The following is a 24,304-nucleotide window of genomic DNA, read 5'->3' as shown; positions in this document are numbered from 1 at the left end:
TGTTCTCCTTGAGATCAAAGCACCACGACGAGCTTGCCCAGTGCGCGATCGCTTTCCATCAAGCGGTGCGCCTCGCGGACTTCGTCAAAGGCGAAGGTTCGGGTATGGATCGACGGTATGCGCTTGGCGGCGAGTTCCTTGGCCAGCCAAGGCAGTGGCGTGTCCTGCAGGGGCAAGGCCGGCGTCCCGAACAAGCCGCTCGGGAAGAAGTTCAGCCGCACGCCTGCGGGCAGGTCCTGCATCAGGTGGAATTGTTCCAGGGTGGGGGCACCGCCGAGCAGTCCGATCACGCTCACCGCGCCGAAGGGGCGCAGGGTCTTGAGGGTGTCCCGCAGGGTGGGCGCGCCTACGATTTCCAGGGCGGCATCGACCCCATCGGGTGCGATTTCGCGAATACGCGGGGCAATGTCGCCGTTGTCGACCACCACTGCATCGGCCCCTGCCTGGTAGAGGCGCTGGCTGTTTTCAGGGTTGCGGGTGGTCGCGATGACCTTCAATCCGCGAGCCTTGGCATAGGTGATGGCGGCCAGGCCAACCGATGAAGTACCGCCGCGTACCAGCAAGGTCTGGCCCTTCTGGATGCCCAGGCTCTTGTCCAGTGCGCCCCATACCGTGAGGTACGCCTCGGGCAGCGTGGCCAGCTGTTCCCAGGACAGCGAAGTGTCGTCCAGCGCGATCACATTGTTGCGCAGCACCGTCACCTGCTCGGCGTAGCTGCCGTTACGGGTGAACTGCATGCCACCCATGGCCGTGACCACCCGCTGGCCGGTGCGCAACTGGCCCGAGGGGTCCTGGATGACTTCGCCTACCGCCTCGATACCCGGCACCCGAGGTGCGCTGATGGCGCCCATCTTGCCAGCACGCAGATAGGTTTCGGCGCGGTTGAGGCCAAAGGCGCGGACGCGGATCAGCACTTCGTCGGCCGTCGGCGCGGGGGATGGGATATCCCGCAGTTGCAGGACTTCCGGGCCGCCGGTCTGTTCGATCACATAAGCTTTCATGGTGGAGTTCCTCAAGTACGTTGTGGGTTGAAGCCATTGCCGCCTGGGCAAGTGGCTTCACTATCCATCAATCGAAACTGGAAGATAATCCACGCAAAAGATAGGCTTCCTCTCACCAATGAGAGGAGCAATCATGGACTTCAACGCCGTCCGGATGTTTGTCAGCGTGGCGCAGACCGGCAGCCTTTCCGCCGCCGCCGAGCGCCTGGAGATTCCCCTGCCGACCTTGAGCCGACGCATTCGCGAACTCGAGCAACAGCTGAAGGTACAACTGCTCGAACGCTCGGTACGGGGCACCAAGCTCACCGACTCGGGGGCACGCCTGTACGAACACGCCAGCCGCGGTATCGAGGCATTGGTCGAGGGCGAACAGGCGGTGATCAGCGATCAGGCATTGTTGAAAGGCCGCTTGCGGCTGTCGTTGCCGCCCGCGTTCGAACCCTGGTGGGATGTGCTGTCGGCGTTCCAACGCCGCTACCCGCAGATCGAGGTCAGCGTGCATACCACGGAGCGGCGTATCGACCTGATCGAAGACGGTGTGGATGTGGCGCTGCGGGTCGGTGCGATTACCCACGAGACCATGGTCGCCCGTCGCCTGCTGAGCTATCGCCACCTGCTGGTAGCCAGTCCCGGGTTGATCGAGCGGCTGGGCCCACCCAGCAGCGTCGAGGCGCTGAACGCTTACCCCTGCGGTGTCTGGAGCCAGGGCAGCCCGGGGACCTGGCAGTTGGGAGACGTGGCCTTCAGGCCCAGGGCCATGCTCGCCACCAACGACTATGCACACCTGCGCAGCCGCGCGCTGGCCGGTGACCTGGTGACGGAGCTGCCGCCCTTCCTCGCGGCACACGCCATCCGCGAAGGCCGGCTGCTGGCGCTGCTGCCCGGCCATCCCTTGCCGGAGCAGCAAATCAATCTGCTCTACCCGTCCCATCGTCACCCGTCGGCCATCGTGCGGGCCTACCTGGACTTCGCCCAGGGCTACATGGGCTATCTGACAGAGGTATCGTCCACCCGGCAGTGATCGATCCTGAGGGCCCCAGGCACGACCCGAGTCGATCACTGATGCTCCTGGCGGAGCAAACGCCAGGTCTTCAGATAAAGATCGTGCCCTTCAGATACAGCGCGCCCTGGCCGCTGATCAGCACCCGACCGTTATCCAGCACCTTGCACCACAGCTGGCCCTTGCGCGCCCCGCCCTGCTCCGCGCTCAGGCGGGTTTTGCCCAGGCGCTGGGCCCAGTACGGCGCCAGGGAGGTGTGGGCCGAGCCGGTGACCGGGTCTTCGTTGACCCCGACGCTCGGGCCGAACCAGCGGGAGACGAAATCGAACTGCTTGCCCGGCGCGGTGACAGCGATGCCGCGCACATCGAACTTGGCCAGGGCGGCGAAGTCGGGCTTGAGACCGGCGATGATCGCTTCGTCCTCGACCACCAGCAAATAGTCGTCGGTGCGGTACAGGGCTTCTGCGCGCGGCAGGCCGAGGGCGTGCAGCAGGCTGGGTGGAATCTCTACGGCCGCCGGCTGCTTGGCCGGGAAGTCCATGGACAGCCGCTCGCCGTCACGACGCACGCGCAACTCGCCGCTGCGGGTGCTGAAGCGCAGCAGTTCGCTGGGTTCGTTCAGCTGTTCGAACAGCACCCAGGCCGCCGCCAGGGTGGCGTGGCCACAGAGGTCGACTTCCACGGTCGGGGTGAACCAGCGCAATTCGAACAGCTCGCCGTTGCGCACGAAGTAGGCGGTTTCCGAGAGGTTGTTCTCCTCGGCGATCCGTTGCAGCGTGGCGTCGGGCAACCAGGCGTCCAGCGGGCAGACCGCGGCCGGGTTGCCACCGAAAGGCGTGGAGGAAAAGGCATCCACCTGAAAGATATCGAGCTGCATCGGCTTCATTCCTGTTGACTGGCTTGGTCTGTGGCCCGGATCTGGTCCAGGTAGTTGTAGACGGTGTAGCGGGTGACGCCGAGGGCCGCGGCGGCCTTCTCGATACCGCCCTTGACGATGAACAGCCCGCGGTCCTGCATCTGGCGCACGGCTTCGAGCTTCTGGGCTTTCTTCATCAAGGCCCGGCCGCCGGGGCAGGCTTGCTGAATGATTTGTGCCATCAACTGCTCCATGTCCTGGGGCTCGTCGTGGCGTGGTTCGGGGGCTGCGCCCAGGCCCAGCAGTTCGCCCAGGCAGGCATGGGCGGCGGCGATACCGCTGAGGTCGGCGTTGGTGCACAGGGTGGCGAAGGGCTGGCCGCTGCTGTCGCGATACACCACCGTCGAGCTGCGCAACGGGCGACCGTCGGGCGCGGTGGTCGGGTAATTCTCCACCAGCACCGGCTCGCTGCCGGAGCGATCCTCCATGGCCCGGCGCACGGCGATGAACCCCAGGTCCTCGCGCGGCCCGGCCAGCACCGGGCTGCCGACCCGGCGACCGGTGACATGACCATTGGCGATGGCGACGATGGAGGATTCCGGCCGGCTCAGGTCATGCAGGACGATTTCCGTGTGCCGGCCCACCACGCTGCCGAGCATGTTCAGGGTGCTGTGCAGCACCTTGAACACCAGCTGGCGCTCGGCGGCACTCTCAGGGGATAAATGGCTGTCGGGGCTGTTCATGGCGGTTTCGCGGAAAAAGAATCGAGCGAAAATATCAACACAGCGTTGAATATTCAACCTAGCGTTGATTCAAGCCATTCAGCCTTCCTGCACAGTCCCCAACAACCATTCCTTGAACGCCAGCATCGCCGGGCTCTGCGCCCGTGACTGCAAGCGGGTCAGCCAGTAACTGCCGGTGGTGATGCCCACCGCGAACGGCTGGACGATGCTGCCGGCGTGCAACTGCCGGGCGAACATCAGCGGCGGCGCCAGGGCCACGCCTATGCCCTGCTGCGCGGCTTCCATCATGCCCAGGGACGAGTCGAAGACGATGCTGCGCGCAGGCAGGGTGCTGGCCGGCAGGCCGGCGGCGCTGAACCATTCCGGCCATTCGTCGGTGCGGTAGGAGCGCAGCAGGGTCTGGCCGAGCAGGTCGGCGGGGCTGCGCAGCTGTCGCGCCAGTTCCGGCACGCAGAGCACTGACAGCGGCGCCTCCAGCAACTGGACGGCATCGGTGCCATGCCAGGCACCGCTGCCGAAACGGATGGCGTAGTCCAGGCCTTCGGCCGCGACGTCGACCCGGTTGTTGTGGGTCGACAGGCGCAGGTCGATAAACGGGTGGCGGGCCTGGAAGTCCTCCAGGCGCGGCAGCAACCAGCCGACGGCAAAGGTACCGACCGCGCCGACGCTGAGCATTTCGCGGTAGTGCCCGCCTTCGAAGCGGCCGAGGGTTTCGGCGATGCGGTCGAAACACTCGCACAGCACCGGCAGCAGGGTTTCGCCCTCGCTGGTCAGCATCAGCCCGCGGGGCAGGCGCTTGAACAGGGTGACGTTGAGCTGGGCCTCGAGGCTTTTCACCTGATGACTGACCGCCGCCTGGGTCACGCACAGCTCGATGGCCGCGCGGGTAAAACTCAAATGCCGCGCCGAGGCCTCGAAGGCCCGCAGGGCATTCAGCGGCAGATGGGGTCGAATCATGACCACTCCCTAGTTTTTCTAATGGCTCCTGCGAAATATCGTCGTTTGCCGATCCTTCGCCGGCCGCCTACATTGAGCCGGCTCGCAGCGCCCCGCCCCCTGACTGCAAGGGCAGGCACTGGCAAAAGCCGCTCGGAGTGTAGCGGCCATCACCCTGCAAAATCATGGAATGTCAGCCCATCATGCACAACAAAAACCTTGCCCTATCCGGATTTTTCGCCGTTTCCCTGCTGCTCTCCGGCGCCAGCGCCTGCCTGGCCGCCAGCCAGCCGGACAGCGCGCTCAAGCCGCTGGTCGACGCGGCGATCCGCCCGTTGATGCAACAACAGGACATCGCCGGCATGGCGGTGGCCATCACCCTCAAGGGCCAGCCCCATTACTTTAACTACGGCCTGGCCTCCAAAGAGGAGCAGAAAGCCGTCGCCGCCGACACGCTGTTCGAGGTCGGCTCGGTGAGCAAGCTCTTCACCGCAACCCTGGGGGCCTATGCCCAGGCCAGCGGCAAACTGTCCCTGGACGACCCGGCCAGCCGCTACCTGCCGGCATTCAAAGGCAGCCCTTTCGAGCACATCAGCCTGTTGCAACTGGGCACCTACAGCGCCGGCGGCCTGCCGTTGCAGTTCCCGGAGCAGTGGGACAGCCAGGACAAGATGCTCGGCTACTACCAGGGCTGGAAACCGGCCTTTGCCCCCGGCGCCCAGCGCCTGTACTCGAACCCGAGCATCGGCCTGTTCGGCTACCTGGCCGCACAAAGCCTGGGGCAGCCCTTCGAACAATTGATGGAGCAGAAGCTGTTCCCGCAACTGGGCCTGTCGCACAGCTATATCCAGGTGCCGAAGTCGCAGATGGGCAATTACTCCCAGGGCTACGGCAAGGACGGCAAGCCGGTGCGGCTCGGCCCCGGCGCCCTGGATGCCGAGGCCTACGGGGTGAAGACCACTGCCGCCGACCTGCTGCGCTTCGTCCAGGCCAACCTCAAGCCCGAGTCGCTGCCGCAGCCCTGGCCGCAGGCAATCGCCATCACCCACACCGGCTATTACCAGGTCGAGGGCATGACCCAGGGCCTGGGCTGGGAGCTCTACCCCTACCCGCTCAGCCTCGACGCCCTGCTGGCTGGCAACTCGTCGCAGATGGCCTTCGAACCGCACCCGACCCGCTGGCTCACCCCGCCCCAGGCGCCGCGGGCCAATACCCTGCTGAACAAGACCGGTTCCACCAACGGCTTCGGCGCCTATGTGCTGTTCGTGCCCGGCAAGGACATCGGCCTGGTGCTGCTGGCGAACAAGAACTACCCCAACGCCGAACGGGTCAAGGTCGCCCATGCCCTGCTCAAGGCCCTGGATGACCAGGTCGGCGCGGCGAAGCGACCCTGAGCAAAACAACGGCCGGGTCGGTTAACAGGCCCGGTCGCTGGGCCAGCCGGGGGCGCGTCGCCGCCATGACAACTCGCTCCGCGACGATGATCGGCGCTGGATAAAAGCCGCGGAACGCGCCATCCTCCGCGTCTTTTTTCCGCGCAGCCCCTGGGGCGCACGTTTTTCCAAGGAAGCCATCCATGCACAACCAGCCGCTCAGCCCCGCCGAGTTCGAATTCATCGAAGACACCCTGCTCAAGTACGGTGACGACCATTCCGTGCTCAACCTGGCCGAGCTCGACGGTTTTTGCACCGCCCTGGTGTCCGGCCCGGCCCAGGTGGACATCGCCGAATGGTTCCCGGCCATCTGGGGCGGGCAGAACCCGGACTGGCAGGACCCCGAGGAGTGCAAGCGCTTCATCGAGCTGAGCGTGCGCCACCTGAATGCCCTCGCCACGGCACTGGCGAGCGACTCGGCGAGCTTTCAGCCGCGCTTCGAACAGACCGAGCATCAGGACCAGCCGCTGACGCTGGCGGAAGAATGGTGCTTCGGCTACATCCGCGCTATGGCCGTAAGCAACTGGCCCGAACTGCCCGCCGCCCAGGCCGCCCAGCTGCAAGCCATCGTCACCTGCGCCGAACAGGACAACTTCGAACTGCCGGCCGACCTGGATCTGGTTCAGCATCGCCAGACGGTAGCCCGCGTCGAACAGGCGGCGCGTGGGCTGCACGATTACTGGTTGGCGCAACGCTGAGAGTGGCGTGGAGGCAGGTCTGCCAGGATCTGGCTCAATCTGCACAAACTCCAAAAACACAAAAGCCTCCCGCAGGAGGCTTTTGGCTCGGCCCGCCAGCACGGGTTCAGAACGCCAGCTTGTAACCGATGGAAAACAGCATGACCGCCAGGAACGGCCGCAGCAGTTCGTCCGAGACGCGGCCGGTCATGTGGCTGCCGAGCCAGATCCCCGGCAGCGAGCCCATCAGCAGGAAGCCCAGCAGTTGCCAGTCCATGTTGCCCATGCTCGCGTGCCCCAGGCCAGCGACCAGGGTCAGGGGCACGGCGTGGGCGATTTCAGTGCCAACCAGGCGCTTGGTGGCCAGGAACGGGTACAGGATGAACAGCGCCACGGTGCCCAGGGCGCCGGCGCCGATGGAAGTCAGGGCGACCATGGTGCCGAGGACCACGCCGGTCACCACCGTCAGCCCGTTGAGGCTGGAATCCTTCAGGTGGTAGTGATCGCCGGCATGCTTCTGGGCAAACGCCAGCAGTTTTTTCTTGAACAGGATCGCCAGGGCGGTAAGCAGCAGCACAAATCCCAGGGCCTGCTTGATCACGCTGTTCAGCGCTTGCGGGTCGGTGTCCAGGCTCTTGAGGAACCACAAGGTGGCCAACACCGCGGGCACGCTGCCCAGGGTCAGCCAGCCGGTGATCTTCCAGTCGATGTTGCGGTTTTTCTGATGGACCAGCACACCACCGGACTTGGTGATGGCGGCATACAGCAGGTCGGTCCCCACAGCGGTCGCCGGGTTGATCCCAAACCACAACAGGATCGGGGTCATCAGCGAACCGCCTCCCACCCCCGTCATCCCAACAATGAAACCCACCAACAGGCCCGCGATTACAAAACCAAAATTACCCACATCCATCAATAAGCCCTACGCATCAACCGCGGCCAGGTAAAAAACTGGCGGCAGCATAGCGCTAATGCTTATGTCCATTTATATAAATAAAATCTAACGTTATAACTCTTTGCCTTTTTGCCATGTATCCAGCGCATGCAACCCTTGGATTTCATGCAGCAGTCACATGGCGAAATGGGCTTGGAGGCGGCCGGGAAAAACCTTGGACGCCGCGCCCTTTTCAGCTCATTTTTTTACCGGGATCCGCTTCACTGCTTCGATCCAGTCCGGATTCAAGCGGTTCTGCTCGGTGTCCATGCCCAGCGCTTCCATCCGTTCCTTGTGCCGGTCGATCTCATGCACCACCTGGCTCAGCGCGCTGGAGTTGGCGTCCAGCTGGTGCATCTGGGTCAGGCCCAGGTGGTAGAAGCGCAGCAGTTTCATCGCTGTCGGGTCTGCGGCCTCGACGCCGGCGGTGACGTGATGCATGACATTGGTCACGCTCATCAGGCTGCGCTTGAGCTGCCAGCCGTAGACCGCCGCGGCCATCCACGGCTGCGACCAGAAACGCACGCGCATCAGCACCATGCTCAGCACCAGCCCGGCCAGCACGCCGGCGACATTCAGGTGGAAGTTGTCGCCGCCAGGCGTGCCGAACAGCAGCACCGCGGCGCTGGACAGCAGCATGGCCAGGGACAGGAAGATCAGGGCGATAAACAGGGTGCTACGACGGGTCTGCTGGCGAAAAAGCTCGGGGTTCTGCGGCTGGATCTCGAACATGGCGACGGTGCGCTCGCATGATGAACAGGCCAGCATTATCACCCTGCCCGCACCGGGAGATGGCGAATAAATCCGCGCTGCGACAATCCACCTCGGCCCTGGGTGGTCGCACTGTCGAAACGACTCTGAGATTGGGAGTGATACGGATGCGGGATTGCCGGGCGTCGATGGCACGCCCGGCACGGTCAATGAACCGGCCCCGCGGGAGCCGGTTCTTGTGAGTCAGGCCACCCCGCCCTTGGCCTGTTGCTCCAGGTGCAGTTGCAGCTCGGGGTCGATCCGCAGCGCCGCCGCCAGCTCGTCCAGGTAACTGCGCTCGGCGTCCTGCTGGTCGTCCACCAGCATCACGCTGGCCAGGTACATTTCCGCCGCCATGCCCGGCTCGCCCGCGGCCGACTGGGCCACGTCGGCGGCATCCAGGGGACGCGCGACTTCGTCGTCGAGCCATTGCTGCAATTGCGGGTCGTCGGTGTGACGGCCGATCTCGGCGCTGATCAGTTGTTTTTCCTGCTCGTCGATACGGCCATCGGCCTTGGCCGCGGCGATCAGGGCACGGAGGATCGCATGGCTGTGTTCTTCGACTTCCGGGCCGGCCAGTTGGTCGACGGTGCGCAACGCCTGTTGCGGGGCCGCCGATTGCTGCTGTTGTTGCCAGGCCTGGTAAGCCTGGAACGCCATCATCCCCAGGGACGCCAGCGCCGCGTAGTTCATGCCACCACCGGAGCGGCCCTGAGGGGCTCCACCGGAAGCCGCGCCGCCAGAGATCGCGCCGCCCAAGCCGGAACCACCCAGCAGGCCGCCCAGCAGACCACCCAGCCCGCCAGCACCCAGGCCACCCGGAGCACCGCCGCCGCTGTTCCCGCCCAACAGGCCGCCGAGCAAGCCACCCAGGCCTCCCAGGCCGCCCTGCGGTGCCGAGGCCCCGCCACCCTGCTGCGTCATCGAGGCCTGGCCGGCGCGCAGCAACTGTTCAAGCAAATCACTGGTGTTCATGGCATCGCTCTCTTCGGGCAGTTATTCAGACTGCCAACAATAGTCTTCGCCACGGCTTGCGCCAACTGCTTCCGCTGGTGCCCTGATTCCTCCTCGCCAAACGCCGGCGCTGGCGGTCCGTTCGATCCGCCAGCGACGGCCATTGAGCCCGGGTGAATCAGGCCTGGGGCATTTTGCGGAAACCCACGGCCAGGCGGTTCCAGCTGTTGATGGTGGCGATCGCCAGGCTCAGGTCGACCTGTTCGCTGGGGCTGAACTGGCTGCTCAGCAGCTCGTAGTCGGCATCCGGGGCGTGGGTTTCGCTGACCCGGGTCAGCGACTCGGTCCAGGCCAGGGCGGCGCGTTCGCGGTCGGTGAAGAACGGCGTTTCGCGCCAGACCGAGACCGCGTACAGGCGGCGCTCGGTTTCCCCGCTCTTGCGCGCGTCGGCGGTGTGCATGTCAACGCAGAAGGCGCAGCCGTTGATCTGCGAGGCGCGCAGCTTCACCAGCTCGATCAGCGACTTTTCCAGGGGCAGTTTCGAGACCGCGGTTTCCAGGGCGATCATGGCTTTGAGGGCGTCCGGCGAAGCGGTGTAGAAGTCGATACGCGGTTGCATGGGATGGCTCCAGATCCAGTGAATGTGGCGCTACGTTAAGCCCGGGTGCAGTCCATACCAATGACCAATTCCGGCTAAGACCAGGTGACCAATGTCCCCCTCTCTTCTGTAGGAGCGCAGCTTGCGCGCGATAGCGTCAGTCCAGGCACCGCGGTGAATGGCCGCTGCGCGGATCGCGCGCAAGCTGCGCTCCTACAGAGGCTGTGTATTGACGCTCAGGCGCGGCGGCGCAGCCACTGCATGAAGCCTTTTTTCAGCACGGGCCGCGGGGTTTCCTGGGTCAGGGTCTGGGCGATGTGCTGGCGGAAATCCAGGAGATTTTTCATCGCCTCATTGATATCGCGTCGCGCGTCCAGGCACGGCTTGAGGTACTCGTTTTCGATGCGGTAGAGGGTGCAGAAGGTCTTGGCCGAGAAGTCCGCCGCGTTCGCCTGATCGGCGATGCCCGCCTCGCCTATCACTTCGCCCGGCCCCATGCGCCCGGCTTCGAACGGCTTGCCATCGCGGATCAGGCTGACCGAGACCACCCCCGACTCGATGATCAGCAGGTGATCGCTGACCTCGCCCGCCGGCAGGATGGTCTCGCCGGCGCGGAAGGTTTGCAGGGTCATGTTCTGGCTGAAGGTTTCCTTCTCCTCCTGGCGCAGGGTGGAGAAGATGCTCGAACTGTCCAGCAGCGCCCGCGGGCGCGACAGGTTGGCCGCCACGCTGCTTTCACCGGTGGACAGCAGGCTGACGCCGGACGCCTGCAAGTGACGGAAAGCCAGGTCGAACAGCTGGTTGCGCACTTCGCGCTTCTGGCTCATGGAGGCCACGAAGCCGCTGATCTCGTACTCAACCCCCGCGTTGCCCGAGCTTTTCAGGGCCACGCTGGGGGCCGGCTTGGGGAGCAGGAAACGGCAACCGAGCATGGCCCGCTCCAGCGCCTCGATCACCGTTTGCGGCCGCGCATGAGGGCTGACCTGGAGGCTGATGGACAGCCCGTGCATATCGGCGGGACGGCTGAAGTTGATGATCTTGGCCTTGGCCGCCAGGGAGTTGGGGATCACCGCCATGCTGCCCTGGGAGGTCTGCAAGCGGGTGGCGCGCCAGTCGATGTCGGTGACCCGGCCTTCGGTGCCGTCGATGGAGATCCAGTCATCGAGCTGATAAGGCTTGGTGGTGTTCAGCACGATCCCGGAGAACACGTCGCTGAGGGTGCTTTGCAGCGCCAGGCCGACAATGATCGCCACCGCGCCGGAGGTGGCCAGCACGCCCTTGACCGGCAGTTCCAGCACATAGGCCATGGCGGCGATGATGGCGATCAGGAAAATCACCGCGCCCATCAGGTCCTGCAACAGCCGCCCGGTATGCCCGACCCGCTGCATCATCAGGGTGCCGAGCAGCACCGTCAGGGTCCGCGCGCCGAACAGCCACCAACCGATCTGCAACCCGGTGGCGGCCAGGTGCAGCGGCACGTCCTCCGGCCAGGGCGCCGCCTGCATCGGGTTCAGGCCCTGGTTGAACAGCAGCACGCTGTACAGGGTAAAGATCAGCACCCGCACCAGCAGCTTCCAGTAACCGCCCCGCGCGCCGATCAAGCGCCACAGCAGCATGTCCAGCAGGATCAGCACCAATGCGGCGAACAACGGGTGGTCGGCGAACAGAATCGACATCAAGCAACTCCAGCACAGTCAGAGGCGCGACAATCTCACAGAAGCGACCTTGCAGGTATAGCCGGAAAAACAAAAACAGGGGCCTCATGGGAGGCCCCTGTCTGTAACGCCTTCGTTCACCTCTGTAGCCGCTGGCGCAGCCCGCGTTCGGCGGCGTAGCCGTCGTCAAGGACGAGCACGCGGTTCGACAGGCGGACCGCATGCCCTGGGTCGCGCTTGCTGCGCAAGCGATCGCAGCCTTCGCCAGCGGCTACAGGTATGGTCACCGTGTAGCCGCTGCCGAGCCTTGGCGAGGCTGCGATCGGCAACGCAGTTGTCGCAACCCCTGAGCCCCGGACCTGCCTGGAAAATGCGCTGTCCGGTTTACGGGGCTGCGCCCCGATCGCAGCCTTCGCCAGCGGCTACCGGCAGGTCATTTGCCGGTGGTCAGGGTGGTGTAGCTGGTGATCAGGTTGCGGTAGTCCGGGATGTGATTGGAGAACAAGGTGCCCAGGCCCTCGATGTCGTTGCGCCAGTCGCGGTGCAGCTCGCAGGCCAGGCCGAACCAGGTCATCAGCTGCGCGCCGGCGGTGGACATGCGGTTCCAGGCCGAATCGCGCGTCAGCTCATTGAAGGTGCCGGAGGCGTCGGTCACCACGAACACCTCGAAGCCTTCTTCCAGGGCCGACAGCGCCGGGAACGCCACGCAGACCTCGGTCACCACGCCGGCGATGATCAGCTGCTTCTTGCCAGTGGCCTTGATCGCCTTGACGAAATCTTCGTTGTCCCAGGCATTGATCTGGCCGGGCCGGGCAATGTACGGCGCGTCCGGGAACAGCGCCTTGAGCTCGGGCACCAGCGGGCCGTTGGGGCCGGTTTCGAAGCTGGTGGTGAGGATGGTCGGCAGCTTGAAGTACTTGGCCAGGTCGGCCAGGGCCAGCACGTTGTTCTTGAACTTGTCCGGGTCGATGTCGCGCACCAGGGACAGCAGGCCGGCTTGATGATCGACCAGCAGCACGGCGGCGTTGTCTTTGTCGAGACGTTTGTAGGTGGTAGTCATGGGGTAGTCCTCGCTTCTTATCGATACCGAAGGGAAATCGGCGTGGGGGGTGTTCGTTCAGCGCTGGGAGTCCAGCACTTCGTGTTCATTCGCCACTTGCTGGGCCTTGAGGTAGCTCTCGATCAGCAACTGATAGTGCGGCATGGCCTGGGCGTAGACCGCGGCCCATTGCTCGGCGTCCGGGCGGTTCCACGAACCCTGCAGTTCGGAGAGCGTGGCCATGATGTCGATCGGCACCACCCCGGCCTGGGCCAGGCGGGCGATGGTCAGATCGGTGGCCAGGCGCGAATGGTTGCCCGAGGCATCGACCACCGCGAACACCTTGTAGCCTTCATGCACCGCGGCGATCGAGGGGAACGCCAGGCAGACGCTGGTCAGGGTGCCGGCGATCACCAGGGTTTTCTTGCCGGTGGCCTCGACCGCCGCCCGGAACTCGGGATTGTCCCAGGCGTTGATTTCGCCTTTGCGGGCCACGTACCGGGCATGGGGGGCTTCCTGGTGGATTTCCGGGATCAGCGGGCCGTTGGGCCCCTGGGGTACCGAGGCCGTGGTGATTACCGGCATCTGCAACAGGGTCGCGGCTTTCGCCAGGGCGATGGCATTGGCCCGCAGTTGCGGCACGTCCATGTCCTTGACGATCTGGAACAGGCCGCTCTGGTGGTCGATCAGCAGCATTGCCGCGTCGTTGGGGTCGATGGTCGGTTTCAGGCCATTGAAGTTGGCCGCGTTGAGGGTGTTCATGTGCAGTTCCTCTTGTGTCTAGGCATTTATTTAAGGCAACAGCCATCCCTGGCCCTGAAACCGGCCTACACATCCTGTGCAAGTCGGTAAGGGGGTGTCAGCCAGGCATCTGGCCGAAACGGCCGGACTGGAAGTCGACGAATGCCTGGTGGATCTCGGCCTCGCTGTTCATCACGAACGGGCCATGGCCGACGATGGGCTCGTCGATCGGTTCGCCGCTGAGCAGCAGCACCACCGCGTCGTTGTTGGCTTCCAGGCTGATCTGGTCACCATCGCGTTCGAACAGCACCAGCTGACCTTCGCGCACCAGCTCCTGGCCATTGACCTGGACCGTGCCGCGCAGCAGCACCAGGGCGGTGTTGCGCCCCTGGTGCAGGTCGAGGGTCAGGGGCTTGCCGGCATTCAGGCGGATGTCCCAGACGTCGATCGGGGTGAAGGTGCGCGCCGGGCCCTTGACGCCGTCGAACTCGCCGGCGATCAGCCGCAGGGTGCCGGCCTTGTCCTTGAGGGCAATGGCCGGAATGTCGCCATCGAGGATGGTCTGGTAACCGGGGGCGGCCATCTTGTCCCGCGCTGGCAGGTTGACCCACAGCTGGACCATGTCCAGGGTGCCGCCGGACTGGGCGAACGCTGCGGAGTGGAACTCCTCGTGGAGAATCCCCGAGGCCGCGGTCATCCATTGCACGTCGCCAGGGCCGATCTTGCCGCCGCTGCCGGTGGAGTCGCGGTGTTCCACCTCGCCCTTGTAGACGATGGTCACGGTTTCGAAGCCGCGATGGGGGTGCTGGCCCACGCCACGGCGCCCCTGGGTCGGGGTGAATTCAGCCGGGCCGGCGTGGTCGAGCAGCAGGAACGGGCTGATGTGCTTGCCCAGGTTGTCGTAGGAAAACAGCGTACGAACCGGGAAACCATCGCCCACCCAATGAGACCGTGGGCTGGTGTAGATACCGATGATGTTTTTCATGCGGGTGCCTCCGACATGGGTGAGTTATTTCGTGGATACACCTTAAAACCCATACCTTTGATGCACTAGACTGCAAAAATCGTCCTTAGCGTTCTATTTGGAGAACGATGGTGGAAGACCTCAACACCCTCTATTACTTCACCCAGGTCGTCGAACACCGGGGTTTCGCCGCCGCCGGGCGCGCCCTGGACATGCCCAAGTCCAAGCTCAGCCGGCGCATTGCCCAGCTTGAGGAGCGCCTCGGCGTGCGCCTGATTCACCGCACCAGCCGCCACTGCTCGCTCACCGAGATCGGCCATGAGTACTACCAGCGCTGCCTGGCCATGCGCGTGGAAGCGGAAAGCGCCGCGGAAGTCATCGAGCGCAACCGTTCCGAACCCCAGGGCCTGGTGCGCCTCAGTTGCCCGACCGCGCTGCTCAACTCCTGGGTCGGGCCGATGCTGACCCGCTACATGCTCAAGTACCCGCTGGTGGAGCTGTTCATCGAGAGCACCAATCGCCGGGTCGACCTGATCCACGAAGGTTTCGACATCGCCCTGCGGGTGCGCTTCCCGCCGCTGGAAAGCAGCGACCTGGTGATGAAGGTGCTGGGCAACAGCACCCAGTGGCTGGTCGGCCACCCGGACTTTCTCGCGCGGCTGTCGAGCCCCGCCTCGCTCGCCGACCTCAGCGGCCTGCCGAGCCTGCACTGGGGCTCGGCGCAGCGCGAATACCAGTGGGAGCTGTTCGGCCCCAACGAAGCCCTGGCGCAGATTCGCCACAAGCCGCGGATGGTCACCGACGACCTGATCGCCCTGCGCCAGGCGGCCCTGGCGGGGATCGGCATCGTCCACCTGCCCAGCGTGGTGGTGCGCGACGATGTGGCCGCCGGGCGCCTGGTGCAGCTGGTACCGGACTGGGCGCCCAAGTGCGGGATCGTCCATGCGATCTTCCCGTCGCGCCGTGGCCTGCTGCCGTCGGTGCGCACCCTGATCGACTTTCTCGGCGAGGAGTTCAGCCGCAGCGATATCACCTGAGGATGCGCTCCAGGTGAAGCCAGGCCGAATCTTCCGACCTGTGGCATTTTTGACACTGGCCGAAATAATATTTCGAACATAATATTTTGCTCGTCATCTTATTCCGCCCAGTGAGGAAAACGCCCATGCAAAGCCCATCCCGCGAGGCCACCCTGGCCCAGTGGATTGCCCAGGAACAGGCCATGCGCGCACGCCTGGCCGGTCCGGGCAGCCTGTCCCTGGCCGAAGTCAGCGCCCTCTCCCCCAGCGAATTCTTCGATGGCATCGGCAACGGCGAACTGCCCTCGCCGCCCATCGGCACGCTGATGGATTTCATCCCCATCGAATGGTCCGCCGGGCACTTCGTGTTCCAGGGCACCCCGGATGCCCGCCATTACAACCCGCTGGGCAGCGTGCACGGCGGTTATGCCGCGACCCTGCTGGACTCCTGCATGGGCTGCGCGATCCACACCCGGCTGAACAAGGGCCAGGGCTACACCACCCTGGACCTGCGCATCAGTTATGTACGGGCCCTGACCGGCAGCAGCGGGCCGATCCGCGCCGAAGGCAAGATCGTCCACCTGGGCCGCTCCACCGCCCTGGCCGAAGGGCGGATCTACGATGTCGATGGCCGCCTGTACGCCACCGGTTCCACCACCTGCATGATCCTCGAAGCCCGCGGCTGAACCCGTTGCGTGTGGGTTGGGTGATGGAATGGGGTCGCCCGGTTGCTCCTGTGGGGGCGTGCGTCGTCTCTGCGGGAGCCGGGGATATTCGTGATTCGCGGTAAAGATTCCTTTGCCTGTCCGGCGGTTTTTCTCAAAGGTGCGGACCGGGATACTCGTGGCCTTTCCACTGCCATCTGGAGTCATCCATGTCTGTACCTGCTTTCGGCCTCGGCACCTATCGCCTGCAAGGCCAGGTGGTCATCGACTCGGTCAGCACCGCGCTCGAGCTGGGCTACCGGGCGATCGACACCGCACAGATCTACGAGAACGAAGCCGAGGTCGGCCAGGCCATCGCCGACAGCGGCATCCCCCGCGACGAGCTGTTCGTCACCAGCAAGATCTGGGTCGCCAATTTCGCCCGCGACAAGCTGATCCCCAGCCTCAAGGACAGCCTGCGCAAGCTGCGGACCGACTACCTGGACCTGACCCTGATCCACTGGCCGTCACCGGACAACCAGGTGCCGGTCGAAGAATTCATGGCGGCGCTGCTGGAAGCCAGGCAACTGGGGCTGACCCGGCAGATCGGGGTTTCCAACTTCACCAACGACCTGATGAAACAGGCCATCGCCGCGGTGGGTGCCGAACACATCGCCACCCACCAGATCGAACTGCATCCTTACCTGCAAAACCGCAAGGTCGTGGAGTTCGCGCAAAGCCAGGGGATTCACATCACCTCGTACATGACGCTGGCCTACGGGGAAGTGCTCAAGGACCCGGTCATCCAGCAGATCGCCGAGCAGCATCGGGCGACGCCGGCTCAAGTGACCCTGGCCTGGGCCATGCAATCGGGTTATGCGGTGATTCCCTCTTCGACCAGGCGCGCGAACCTGGAAAGCAACCTCAAGGCCTGCGCCTTGACCCTGGGCGAAGCAGACATGCGGCGCATCGCCGATCTGGAGCGCGGGCATCGCCTGACCAGCCCCGCCGGCATTGCACCGGCGTGGGACTGAGGTCCTAGCGCACCACGACATTCAACCGAATGCCGTCGGGCGCTATTTCTTCCTCATTGGAGCTGCCGGGAAACGTTCCGGCCGCCGGGGTCCTGCTCCGGCGGCCGGTGTCGATGGCCCTCATCAAGCGGCTGATGGTCTCGTAGTCCGGCAACGGCAGGCTGCTGATATACAGCTTGCGTCGCGAGCCGGGTGGAATCGATGGCATGCCGAGAAGCTCGGAGTCATAGACCAGTACGTGACGGACCTGCGGGTTATCCATGCAGAACGCCACGATATCGAGCCGGGCCTGCAACCCCAGAGAGGCGTTGATGATCAGCAGGTCCATTGGCTCACTGCCATATTCCACGATGTTCAACACCTCGATGAGTCGATACATCGGTGCAATCCGGTAATAGCCCAGCTGGTTCAGCACCCGCTCGATTTTCATTCGATGAAAATGCTGTTCATCGGCGATCAGGATTCGTAACGTTTTATTCGGCATTTTTTCGCGACCATGAAAAAGTCTGAGATGACAGGCTCCAAGCCTACGAATAAAGGCTAGGGGAGCAGCCGAGTGTTTTCTCTAAGGTTTTTCTGAAAAGCCCTACTCCACATTACTAAAATACGGCTTTCCCCTACTTTTTAAGCCTGAAATGCTCGTTTCCCTGGGATATCCACGGGCATCGGCGGCATACACCCGGTATCGATGGGCAGCTTTGGGCCCTGCTTCTTGCCCGGCCCGGGGGAGACAAAAGGCCCGCCCGGCCCCGGCAGCGGCCATCGGAAAACCGCTGGCCAGGTGGTGGTGTCCGCCGCCAGCAGCACGACGCAGCCCTGTTCCCAGCCACTGCGGGGGCTATTCCAGTATTCAGCAGGTTCGGTCTTTGCCCGAGGAGGGAGGATTGATATGGGCAATGAAGCGCAGGAGGATTTCCTGCGTTGCGCCCTGCACCCAGAGAATCTCCTGTAACGCAGAAGCGCCGAGGACCACCGGCAATGCATGGTCGGTGCGGCCGCCGTAGATCATGGCATGGCGGATCTGCGGGTTGCCCTGGCAGAACACGCCGGCGTCCACCCCGGCGGCAAACGCCAGCTCGCCGCTGAGCAGCAACAGGTCGAAGTTCTCGAAGGGCTCGCAGGAATAGTGGGTCAGGGTTACCAGTTCGCGGAAAGCCTCCACCGTGGCGACGCGAAAGTAACCCAGGCCATTCAACACACGCTGGATGCGTCCACACCGTTCCCGGGACGCGTCGGCAATCAGTATTCTCAGGCGTTTGTTGGGCATCGGCGTGGCAACTCTCGGTTGAACACAGAGGTTCAACAGACTATCCGATGGCCCCCGGCCGACTCTTTAAGACGATTCGCAAAAATCGCTGTAGACGGAGAATTTTTTCCTCTCGACAAAAAGCCCGCTGTTTACAGGCGCATCGCCCCACCGCACCAACACGATTGCGCGGTCTATTCGGTGGTACTGGGACTCCAGAATGCCTGCTCCACCAGGGCCGAGGTGGACAGCCGCGCCACCAGCGCGTCGAGTTCGTCGCCGTCCACCGAGGTGGTGGCCAGGGTCGCTTCGATCTCCACGTCGTCGTTGCCGAAGGCATGGACATCGATGTCGCTGGCCGGGTAGTTACTGCGCTCCAGCTCCGCTTCGAGCAGGGCGAACACGGCTTTCTGCTTGGAGCGATGGGCGATGACGTAGACGATGTTGGTGACCTCGGCGGAGATCACGTCCAGCGGCTGGCGGTTGATGTTGTTGACGATCGGCCGCAGCAAGGTATTGGCCGCCAGCACGAACAGCGTGCCGAGAAAGGCCTCGAGGATCAGGTCGGCACCGGCGCAGGCACCCACCGCCGCCGAGGCCCAGAGGGTGGCCGCGGTGTTCAGGCCGCGCACGTTGCCCTCTTCGCGCATGATCACCCCGGCACCGAGAAAACCGATGCCGGACACCACATAGGCCACCACCCGCACCGCGCCTTCGGCGCCGCCGAGGCGGTTGGCCATGTCGACGAAAATCGCCGCCCCCACCGCCACCAGCACGTTGGTGCGCAGGCCGGCGGTGCGCTGCCGGTATTGGCGCTCGAAGCCGATCAAGCCACCGAGGATAAAAGCCGCGCTGAGGCTGACCAGGGTGTCCACCAGGGAGGTCAGGTTGATGTTCTGGAGTGCTTGCATGAATCAAGTCCTTGAGTACGCGACGGTCGGTTGCCCCTACAGGATAGGTGCACTTTGCCGGAGCGAGCGGGCGGCGATCCAAGCGCCCGCGATGAGGCCGGCCAGGGTGCCGGGTATCTTGCACCGGCTGGTATTACGAGCAGATGGCGATTGCCGGTTGGCCCGCGGAACCAGAGCCGCTGCACGGCCCATCGCGGGCAAGCCTCGCTCCTACGGATAGATGGCGCTCATCGGGCAAGCGCTGGATTGACCCTGTAGCCGCTGCCGCAGGCTGCGATCGGCCCGCAGGGCCGTGGCGATCGTGCCAACGCCGGAGGACCTGCGGTCCTGGCGCAGCCTGCGGCAGCGGCTACAGGATTTGGTGCGGCGCTCCGCTTATTGCCAGCCGAACCGGCGGATATAAAAGCCCTTCACCGCCTGGGTCAGCGCCATGTACGCCAGCAGGATCACCGGCAGGAACACGAAGTACAGCGACGGCAGCGCCTGCAGCTTGAAGTAGTGCGCCAGCGGGCCCATGGGCAGGAAGATGCCGATGGCCATGATCACCCCCGTCATCACCAGCAGCGGCATGGCCGCGCGGCTTTGCAGGAAGGGGATCTTCGGCGTGCGGATCATGTGCACGATCAGGGTCTGGGTCAGCAGCCCGACCACGAACCAGCCGGACTGGAACAGCGTCTGGTGGTCCGGGGTATTGGCGTCGAACACGTACCACATCAGGGCGAAGGTGCCGATGTCGAAGATCGAACTGATCGGCCCGAAAAACAGCATGAAGCGCCCGACGTCCGCCGGCTGCCAGCGCTGGGGCCGGGCCAGCATGTCCTCGTCGACGTTGTCGAACGGGATGGCGATCTGGGAAATGTCGTACAGCAGGTTCTGCACCAGCAGGTGCATCGGCAGCATCGGCAGGAACGGAATGAAGGCGCTGGCCACCAGCACCGAGAACACGTTGCCGAAGTTCGAGCTGGCGGTCATCTTGATGTACTTGAGCATGTTGGCGAAGGTTCGCCGCCCTTCCAGCACGCCCTCCTCCAGCACCATCAGGCTTTTTTCCAGGAGGATGATGTCCGCCGCCTCCTTGGCGATGTCCACGGCGCTGTCCACCGAGATGCCGATGTCCGCGGTGCGCAATGCCGGCGCATCGTTGATGCCGTCGCCCATGAAGCCGACCACATGGCCGTTGCCCTTGAGCAGGCGGACGATGCGCTCCTTGTGCGAGGGCGTGAGCCGGGCGAAGACATTGGTGGTTTCCACGGCCTTGGCCAGCTGGGTATCGCTCATGCGCTCGATGTCGTTGCCCAGCAACAGGCCCTGTTGCTCCAGGCCGACTTCGCGGCAGATCTTCGCCGTCACCAGCTCGTTGTCGCCGGTCAGTACCTTCACCGCCACACCATGGGCGGCCAGGGCCTGGAGGGCCGGCGCGGTGCTTTCCTTGGGCGGGTCGAGGAATGCCACGTAACCGATCAGGGTCAGCCCCTGCTCGTCCGCCAGGCTGTAACTGTCGCGGCCCTGCGGCATCGGCCGGGCGGCCACGGCCACCACCCGCAGGCCTTCGCCGTTGAACTCGGCGGTGACCTGGCGAATCCGCGCCAGCAGCTCGTCGCTGAGCATTTCCTCGGCGGCGCCATGGCGCACCCGGGTGCACACCGCCAGCACCTCCTCCACCGCGCCCTTGCAGATCAGCAGGTGCGCACGCTCCTTCTCGGCCACCACCACCGACATGCGCCGCCGGTTGAAGTCGAAGGGAATCTCGTCGACCTTCTGGAACGCCGTGCCGACCCGCAGCTCGCGGTGCACTTCGACGTGCTCCAGCACCGCCACGTCCAGCAGGTTCTTCAGGCCGGTCTGGTAGTAGCTGTTCAGGTAGGCCATTTCCAGCACATCCTCGGACTCCTCCCCCCAGACATCCACATGCCGGGCGAGGAAGATCTTGTCCTGGGTCAGGGTGCCGGTCTTGTCGGTGCACAGCACGTCCATGGCGCCGAAGTTCTGGATCGCGTCCAGGCGCTTGACGATGACCTTCTTGCGCGACAGGAACACCGCGCCCTTGGCCAGGGTCGAGGTGACGATCATCGGCAGCATTTCCGGGGTCAGGCCCACGGCGATGGACAGCGCGAACAGCAGCGCCTCCATCCAGTCGCCCTTGGTGAAGCCGTTGATGAACAGCACCAGCGGCGCCATGACGAACATGAAGCGGATCAGCAGCCAGCTGACCTTGTTCACCCCGTTCTGGAACGACGTCGGCGCCCGGTCGGTGGCCCCGACCCGCTGGGCCAGGGCGCCGAAATAGGTGGCATTGCCGGTGGTCAGGACCAGCGCGGTGGCCGCGCCGGACACCACGTTGGTGCCCATGAACAGGATGTTGTCCAGCTCCAGCGGGTTGAGGGTGGCGGCGTCCTGCTGGCGCGGGAATTTCTCCACCGGCAGCGATTCGCCGGTCATCGCCGCCTGGCTGACGAACAGGTCCTTGGCGCTGAGCACCCGGCAATCGGCGGGGATCATGTCGCCGGCCGAAAGCTGGATCAGGTCGCCCGGCACCAGTTGCCGGATCGGCAGTTCCAGGCGTTGCAGGCCCTGGTGCGCCACCGCCGCGCCATGCAGCCTGGCGAACACCGACGGCGCGCTATCGAGCACATCGCGCCGCAGCACCGTGGCAGTGTTGCTGACCATCGCCTTGAGGGCGTCGGCGGCCTTGTTCGACTTGGCCTCCTGCCAGAAACGCAGCAGCGTGGAGAGCACCACCATGGAAAAAATCACCGTGGCCGCCTTCATGTCTTCGGTCAGCCAGGAGATCACCGCCAGCAGGGTCAGCAGCAGGTTGAAGGGGTTCTTGTAGCAATGCCACAGGTGCGTCCACCAAGGCAGCGGCTGCTCATGCTCGACCTCGTTGAGGCCATGCCGTTCGCGCAGGGCCTGGGCCTCGGCTTCGCTCAGGCCATCGGTGTGGCTGCCGAGGCGTTGCAGCAGGTCCGCGGCCTCGTCGTTGGCCGCGGCCACCAGGGTGTGCGCCAGGCTGGGCGGTACATCGCGGCTGACGCTGGCGTCGCTGAAGCTTTCCAGCAAGGCCAGGCGGCGAAAGTGCCGGGCGAAGTGCCGGGTCCGCAGGAAGCCGGCAAAAAACTCTTTGAGCAGGGTGAGGTTCATGGTGTGTCCCCTAACGGTCGGCGCCGGGAGACTCACAGCCAGGTCGGGTTCGCCGGCCGCGCGAACAGGCGCAGCCGTAGCGCGGCGATGCGTCAGGCATCACCCACTGTTGCAGTGTCGATGAGAAGGACATCGGGAACGGGCCCTGAAGGCCACGGTCGGGAAGCCGCCGCTCGCTGTTACGGCGAGACAACGGCGCAAAAAAAGCGGGCGCGTTATCTTGCCGGGAAGGCGCCGGTTATCGAAACCGGCCGACTACTGTCACTCGAACAAGTACCCACTGTGGGTCTCCGCTTGATGGAAAACGCGCGAAGCTTACGCCGCGGTTTTTGCAGAGTAAATCGACGGCAAGGCGCTGGTGGGGGAATCGAAAAGTTCTTCAGCGAAGGTTCAGGAAGGGTCGGCAGCGAAGGCTGGATGCGGGGATTTTCGGGGATATCGAGAGGGTTGGAATGGGGGACGGCTGCGCCGCCCATCGCGGGCAAGCCTCGCTCCTACAGGTTGACGTCGATTTGCGTCTGTAGGAGCGAGGCTTGCCCGCGATGAGGCCCGAACATTCAACACAGAACTATCGGGCCCGACGGCCTCTATCAGCTGGCCGTGGCCAGCAGCAGGTCGCGCACCGAACGGCTGTGGCGGCCTTTGTCGTGCTCGTACAGCGAGGCGGCGATTTCCTCGGCACGAATCGGCAATACCGACAGCAAGGTGTCGCTCAGGCCATGGCTGGCCTGGCTGAAGCCCTGGGTGTAGATGCCGGCCTTGCAGCGCTCGTCGGTGATGACCCGGTAGTTGCGGTCCACTTCGAAGTCGCCCAGGTAGGCTTCCAGCGGCGCCAGCAATGCGCGGTGGGTCTGGCGCTCGTAGCCGGTGGCCAGGATCACCGCGTCGTAGTGGCGGGTGCTCAGCTCGCCGGTGGAGGTGTTGCGCAGCAGCAGCTCGATGCCCTGGGCGGTGGCGGTGGCTTTCTCCACGGTGGTCAGGGTGCAGAAGGCATGGCGCGCGATGCCGGAGACTTTCTGCCGGTAGAGAATCCCGTAGATGCGTTCGATCAGGTCGACGTCCACCACCGAATAGTTGGTGTTCTGGTACTCGTGGACCAGGCGCTCGCGCTCGCCGCTCGGCTGCTGGAACACCAGGTCGGTGAAGGCCGGCGAGAACACTTCGTTGACGAAGGGGCTGTCGTCCGCCGGCTTCAGCGCCGAACCGCGCATCAGTATGTCCACCTGCACCGATGGGAAGCTGTCGTTGAGGTCGATGAAGGCCTCGGCGGCGCTCTGCCCGCCCCCGATGATCGCCACGTTCATCGGCTTGCCGCTGGTGCATGGCTGGTTGGCCATGCGTTCCAGGTAGTGCGCGTGGTGGAACACCCGGCCGTCGTCCTTGAGCGCCTTGAAGGTGTCCGGGATCAGTGGCGTGCCGCCAGGGCTGACCACCACCGAACGGCTGGTACGGACGAATTCCTGGCCCTGGCTGTCGCGGGAAATCACCCGCAGTGCCTCGACCTGCTGGTTGTGCAGCACCGGCTCGATGGCCAGCACTTCTTCGCCGTAGCGGCTCTGCTCCTGGAAGTGCCCGGCGACCCAGCGCAGGTAATCGTTGAACTCCATGCGGCACGGATAGAAGGTGCCCAGGTTGATGAAGTCCACCAGGCGGCCGTGGTGCTTGAGGTAGTTGACGAAGGAGTACGGGCTGGTCGGGTTGCGCAGGGTCACCAGGTCCTTGAGGAAGGAAATCTGCAGGTCGCTCTGGGCCACCAGGGTGTTGCCGTGCCAGCGGTAGTCGGCCTGCTTGTCGAGAAACAGCGCGTCCAGCGGCCCCTGGATCTGGCCACGTTCTTCCAGCGCGATAGCCAGCGCCAGATTCGAGGGGCCGAAACCGATACCGATCAGGTCGTGAACGATGGTCGATGCAATTGCCTGTGTCATTTCCAGTGTCCTCTGGATAAATCCCTCAACGCGGGGAGAAATCGACGGTGACCTGATCGGCCCATGGCGAGGCAGCAGGTCGTCTGTTGAGTAGGAACGAGGACAG

23 protein-coding genes are annotated in these 24,304 nt (G+C 64.4%); 6 read left to right on the top strand and 17 right to left on the bottom strand.

Annotation, left to right across the window (positions count from 1 at the left end; genetic code table 11):
* Positions 1-14: 14 nt before the first annotated feature.
* Positions 15-1,001 (bottom strand): zinc-binding alcohol dehydrogenase family protein, encoded by a 987-nt coding sequence (locus tag NRG23_RS29830; RefSeq protein WP_009049960.1) that lies wholly within the window; start codon positions 999-1,001, stop codon positions 15-17.
* 133 nt (positions 1,002-1,134) lie between these two features.
* Between NRG23_RS29830 and NRG23_RS29825 the strand changes: the two genes are divergently transcribed.
* Entirely contained in the window at positions 1,135-2,022 is an 888-nt protein-coding gene (locus NRG23_RS29825) for a LysR family transcriptional regulator (protein WP_038633869.1), read from the top strand.
* A 70-nt stretch (positions 2,023-2,092) separates the two neighbouring features.
* Here the strand turns inward: NRG23_RS29825 and NRG23_RS29820 are convergent, their stop codons facing one another.
* The 3 genes from NRG23_RS29820 to NRG23_RS29810 all read right to left on the bottom strand — a co-directional run bounded on the left by NRG23_RS29820 (position 2,093) and on the right by NRG23_RS29810 (position 4,557).
* Positions 2,093-2,878 carry a PhzF family phenazine biosynthesis protein gene (locus tag NRG23_RS29820; RefSeq protein ID WP_257373156.1) on the bottom strand — a complete coding sequence of 262 codons (786 nt, stop codon included), beginning with the start codon at positions 2,876-2,878 and terminating at the stop codon, positions 2,093-2,095.
* A gap of 5 nt (positions 2,879-2,883) precedes the next feature.
* The gene (locus NRG23_RS29815) at positions 2,884-3,600 is read right to left on the bottom strand and encodes a transcriptional regulator (RefSeq protein ID WP_041988283.1); all 717 of its coding nucleotides are present in this window, start codon (positions 3,598-3,600) and stop codon (positions 2,884-2,886) included.
* Positions 3,601-3,678: 78 nt separating this feature from the next.
* A complete protein-coding gene (locus tag NRG23_RS29810) occupies positions 3,679-4,557 on the bottom strand; it encodes a LysR family transcriptional regulator (RefSeq protein ID WP_028682077.1) in 879 nt (292 codons plus the stop codon).
* A gap of 182 nt (positions 4,558-4,739) precedes the next feature.
* Here NRG23_RS29810 and ampC point away from each other — a divergent pair, with 182 nt between their 5' ends.
* Both ampC and NRG23_RS29800 read left to right on the top strand, forming a co-directional pair.
* The gene (gene ampC / locus NRG23_RS29805) at positions 4,740-5,930 is read left to right on the top strand and encodes a class C beta-lactamase (RefSeq protein WP_257373155.1); all 1,191 of its coding nucleotides are present in this window, start codon (positions 4,740-4,742) and stop codon (positions 5,928-5,930) included.
* A gap of 182 nt (positions 5,931-6,112) precedes the next feature.
* Positions 6,113-6,667 (top strand): UPF0149 family protein, encoded by a 555-nt coding sequence (locus NRG23_RS29800; RefSeq protein WP_053269557.1) that lies wholly within the window; start codon positions 6,113-6,115, stop codon positions 6,665-6,667.
* Positions 6,668-6,773: 106 nt separating this feature from the next.
* Here the strand turns inward: NRG23_RS29800 and NRG23_RS29795 are convergent, their stop codons facing one another.
* The 8 genes from NRG23_RS29795 to NRG23_RS29760 all read right to left on the bottom strand — a co-directional run bounded on the left by NRG23_RS29795 (position 6,774) and on the right by NRG23_RS29760 (position 14,302).
* Positions 6,774-7,559, bottom strand: a complete 786-nt coding sequence (locus tag NRG23_RS29795) for a sulfite exporter TauE/SafE family protein (protein ID WP_009049969.1) — start codon at positions 7,557-7,559, stop codon at positions 6,774-6,776.
* Positions 7,560-7,778: 219 nt separating this feature from the next.
* Positions 7,779-8,312 (bottom strand): DUF3087 domain-containing protein, encoded by a 534-nt coding sequence (locus tag NRG23_RS29790; protein WP_039968103.1) that lies wholly within the window; start codon positions 8,310-8,312, stop codon positions 7,779-7,781.
* A 222-nt stretch (positions 8,313-8,534) separates the two neighbouring features.
* Positions 8,535-9,305 carry a tellurite resistance TerB family protein gene (locus NRG23_RS29785; protein ID WP_257373154.1) on the bottom strand — a complete coding sequence of 257 codons (771 nt, stop codon included), beginning with the start codon at positions 9,303-9,305 and terminating at the stop codon, positions 8,535-8,537.
* A 157-nt stretch (positions 9,306-9,462) separates the two neighbouring features.
* On the bottom strand, positions 9,463-9,903 hold the full coding sequence (locus NRG23_RS29780) for a carboxymuconolactone decarboxylase family protein (protein ID WP_009044786.1): 441 nt from the start codon (positions 9,901-9,903) through the stop codon (positions 9,463-9,465).
* A 215-nt stretch (positions 9,904-10,118) separates the two neighbouring features.
* Positions 10,119-11,558: a mechanosensitive ion channel family protein gene (locus NRG23_RS29775; protein WP_016702380.1), complete on the bottom strand. Its 1,440-nt coding sequence runs from the start codon at positions 11,556-11,558 to the stop codon at positions 10,119-10,121.
* A 412-nt stretch (positions 11,559-11,970) separates the two neighbouring features.
* Positions 11,971-12,597 carry an isochorismate family cysteine hydrolase YcaC gene (gene ycaC, locus NRG23_RS29770; RefSeq protein WP_038633891.1) on the bottom strand — a complete coding sequence of 209 codons (627 nt, stop codon included), beginning with the start codon at positions 12,595-12,597 and terminating at the stop codon, positions 11,971-11,973.
* Positions 12,598-12,654: 57 nt separating this feature from the next.
* Entirely contained in the window at positions 12,655-13,338 is a 684-nt protein-coding gene (locus tag NRG23_RS29765) for an isochorismatase family protein (protein ID WP_028682082.1), read from the bottom strand.
* Between the two features lie 97 nt (positions 13,339-13,435).
* The gene (locus NRG23_RS29760; RefSeq protein WP_257373153.1) at positions 13,436-14,302 is read right to left on the bottom strand and encodes a pirin family protein; all 867 of its coding nucleotides are present in this window, start codon (positions 14,300-14,302) and stop codon (positions 13,436-13,438) included.
* 107 nt (positions 14,303-14,409) lie between these two features.
* Between NRG23_RS29760 and NRG23_RS29755 the strand changes: the two genes are divergently transcribed.
* The 3 genes from NRG23_RS29755 to dkgB all read left to right on the top strand — a co-directional run bounded on the left by NRG23_RS29755 (position 14,410) and on the right by dkgB (position 16,975).
* The gene (locus NRG23_RS29755; protein WP_009049977.1) at positions 14,410-15,318 is read left to right on the top strand and encodes a LysR family transcriptional regulator; all 909 of its coding nucleotides are present in this window, start codon (positions 14,410-14,412) and stop codon (positions 15,316-15,318) included.
* A 125-nt stretch (positions 15,319-15,443) separates the two neighbouring features.
* Positions 15,444-15,983, top strand: coding sequence for a PaaI family thioesterase (locus NRG23_RS29750; protein WP_009049978.1), 540 nt, complete (start codon positions 15,444-15,446; stop codon positions 15,981-15,983).
* A 188-nt stretch (positions 15,984-16,171) separates the two neighbouring features.
* Complete coding sequence (dkgB, locus tag NRG23_RS29745) at positions 16,172-16,975, top strand: 2,5-didehydrogluconate reductase DkgB (RefSeq protein WP_110175297.1); 804 nt, start codon at positions 16,172-16,174, stop codon at positions 16,973-16,975.
* Positions 16,976-16,979: 4 nt separating this feature from the next.
* On the opposite strand, the gene NRG23_RS29740 is transcribed toward dkgB, so the two are convergent.
* The 5 genes from NRG23_RS29740 to NRG23_RS29720 form a co-directional block, all read right to left on the bottom strand.
* Positions 16,980-17,459: a hypothetical protein gene (locus tag NRG23_RS29740; RefSeq protein WP_028682085.1), complete on the bottom strand. Its 480-nt coding sequence runs from the start codon at positions 17,457-17,459 to the stop codon at positions 16,980-16,982.
* 366 nt (positions 17,460-17,825) lie between these two features.
* Positions 17,826-18,242, bottom strand: a complete 417-nt coding sequence (locus tag NRG23_RS29735; RefSeq protein WP_029526230.1) for a hypothetical protein — start codon at positions 18,240-18,242, stop codon at positions 17,826-17,828.
* 173 nt (positions 18,243-18,415) lie between these two features.
* Positions 18,416-19,132 carry an MgtC/SapB family protein gene (locus NRG23_RS29730; protein ID WP_007927856.1) on the bottom strand — a complete coding sequence of 239 codons (717 nt, stop codon included), beginning with the start codon at positions 19,130-19,132 and terminating at the stop codon, positions 18,416-18,418.
* Positions 19,133-19,507: 375 nt separating this feature from the next.
* Entirely contained in the window at positions 19,508-22,273 is a 2,766-nt protein-coding gene (gene mgtA / locus NRG23_RS29725) for a magnesium-translocating P-type ATPase (RefSeq protein ID WP_257373152.1), read from the bottom strand.
* Positions 22,274-22,863: 590 nt separating this feature from the next.
* Complete coding sequence (locus tag NRG23_RS29720) at positions 22,864-24,198, bottom strand: lysine N(6)-hydroxylase/L-ornithine N(5)-oxygenase family protein (RefSeq protein ID WP_257373151.1); 1,335 nt, start codon at positions 24,196-24,198, stop codon at positions 22,864-22,866.
* Between the last annotated feature and the right edge of the window lie 106 nt (positions 24,199-24,304).

The organism is Pseudomonas sp. T8 (assembly GCF_024610635.1).
In the GTDB taxonomy this organism is placed as follows: domain Bacteria; phylum Pseudomonadota; class Gammaproteobacteria; order Pseudomonadales; family Pseudomonadaceae; genus Aquipseudomonas; species Aquipseudomonas chlororaphis_I.
The sequence above is the reverse complement of the archived record's forward strand: the minus strand, read 5'-3'. Positions and strand labels throughout refer to the sequence as shown.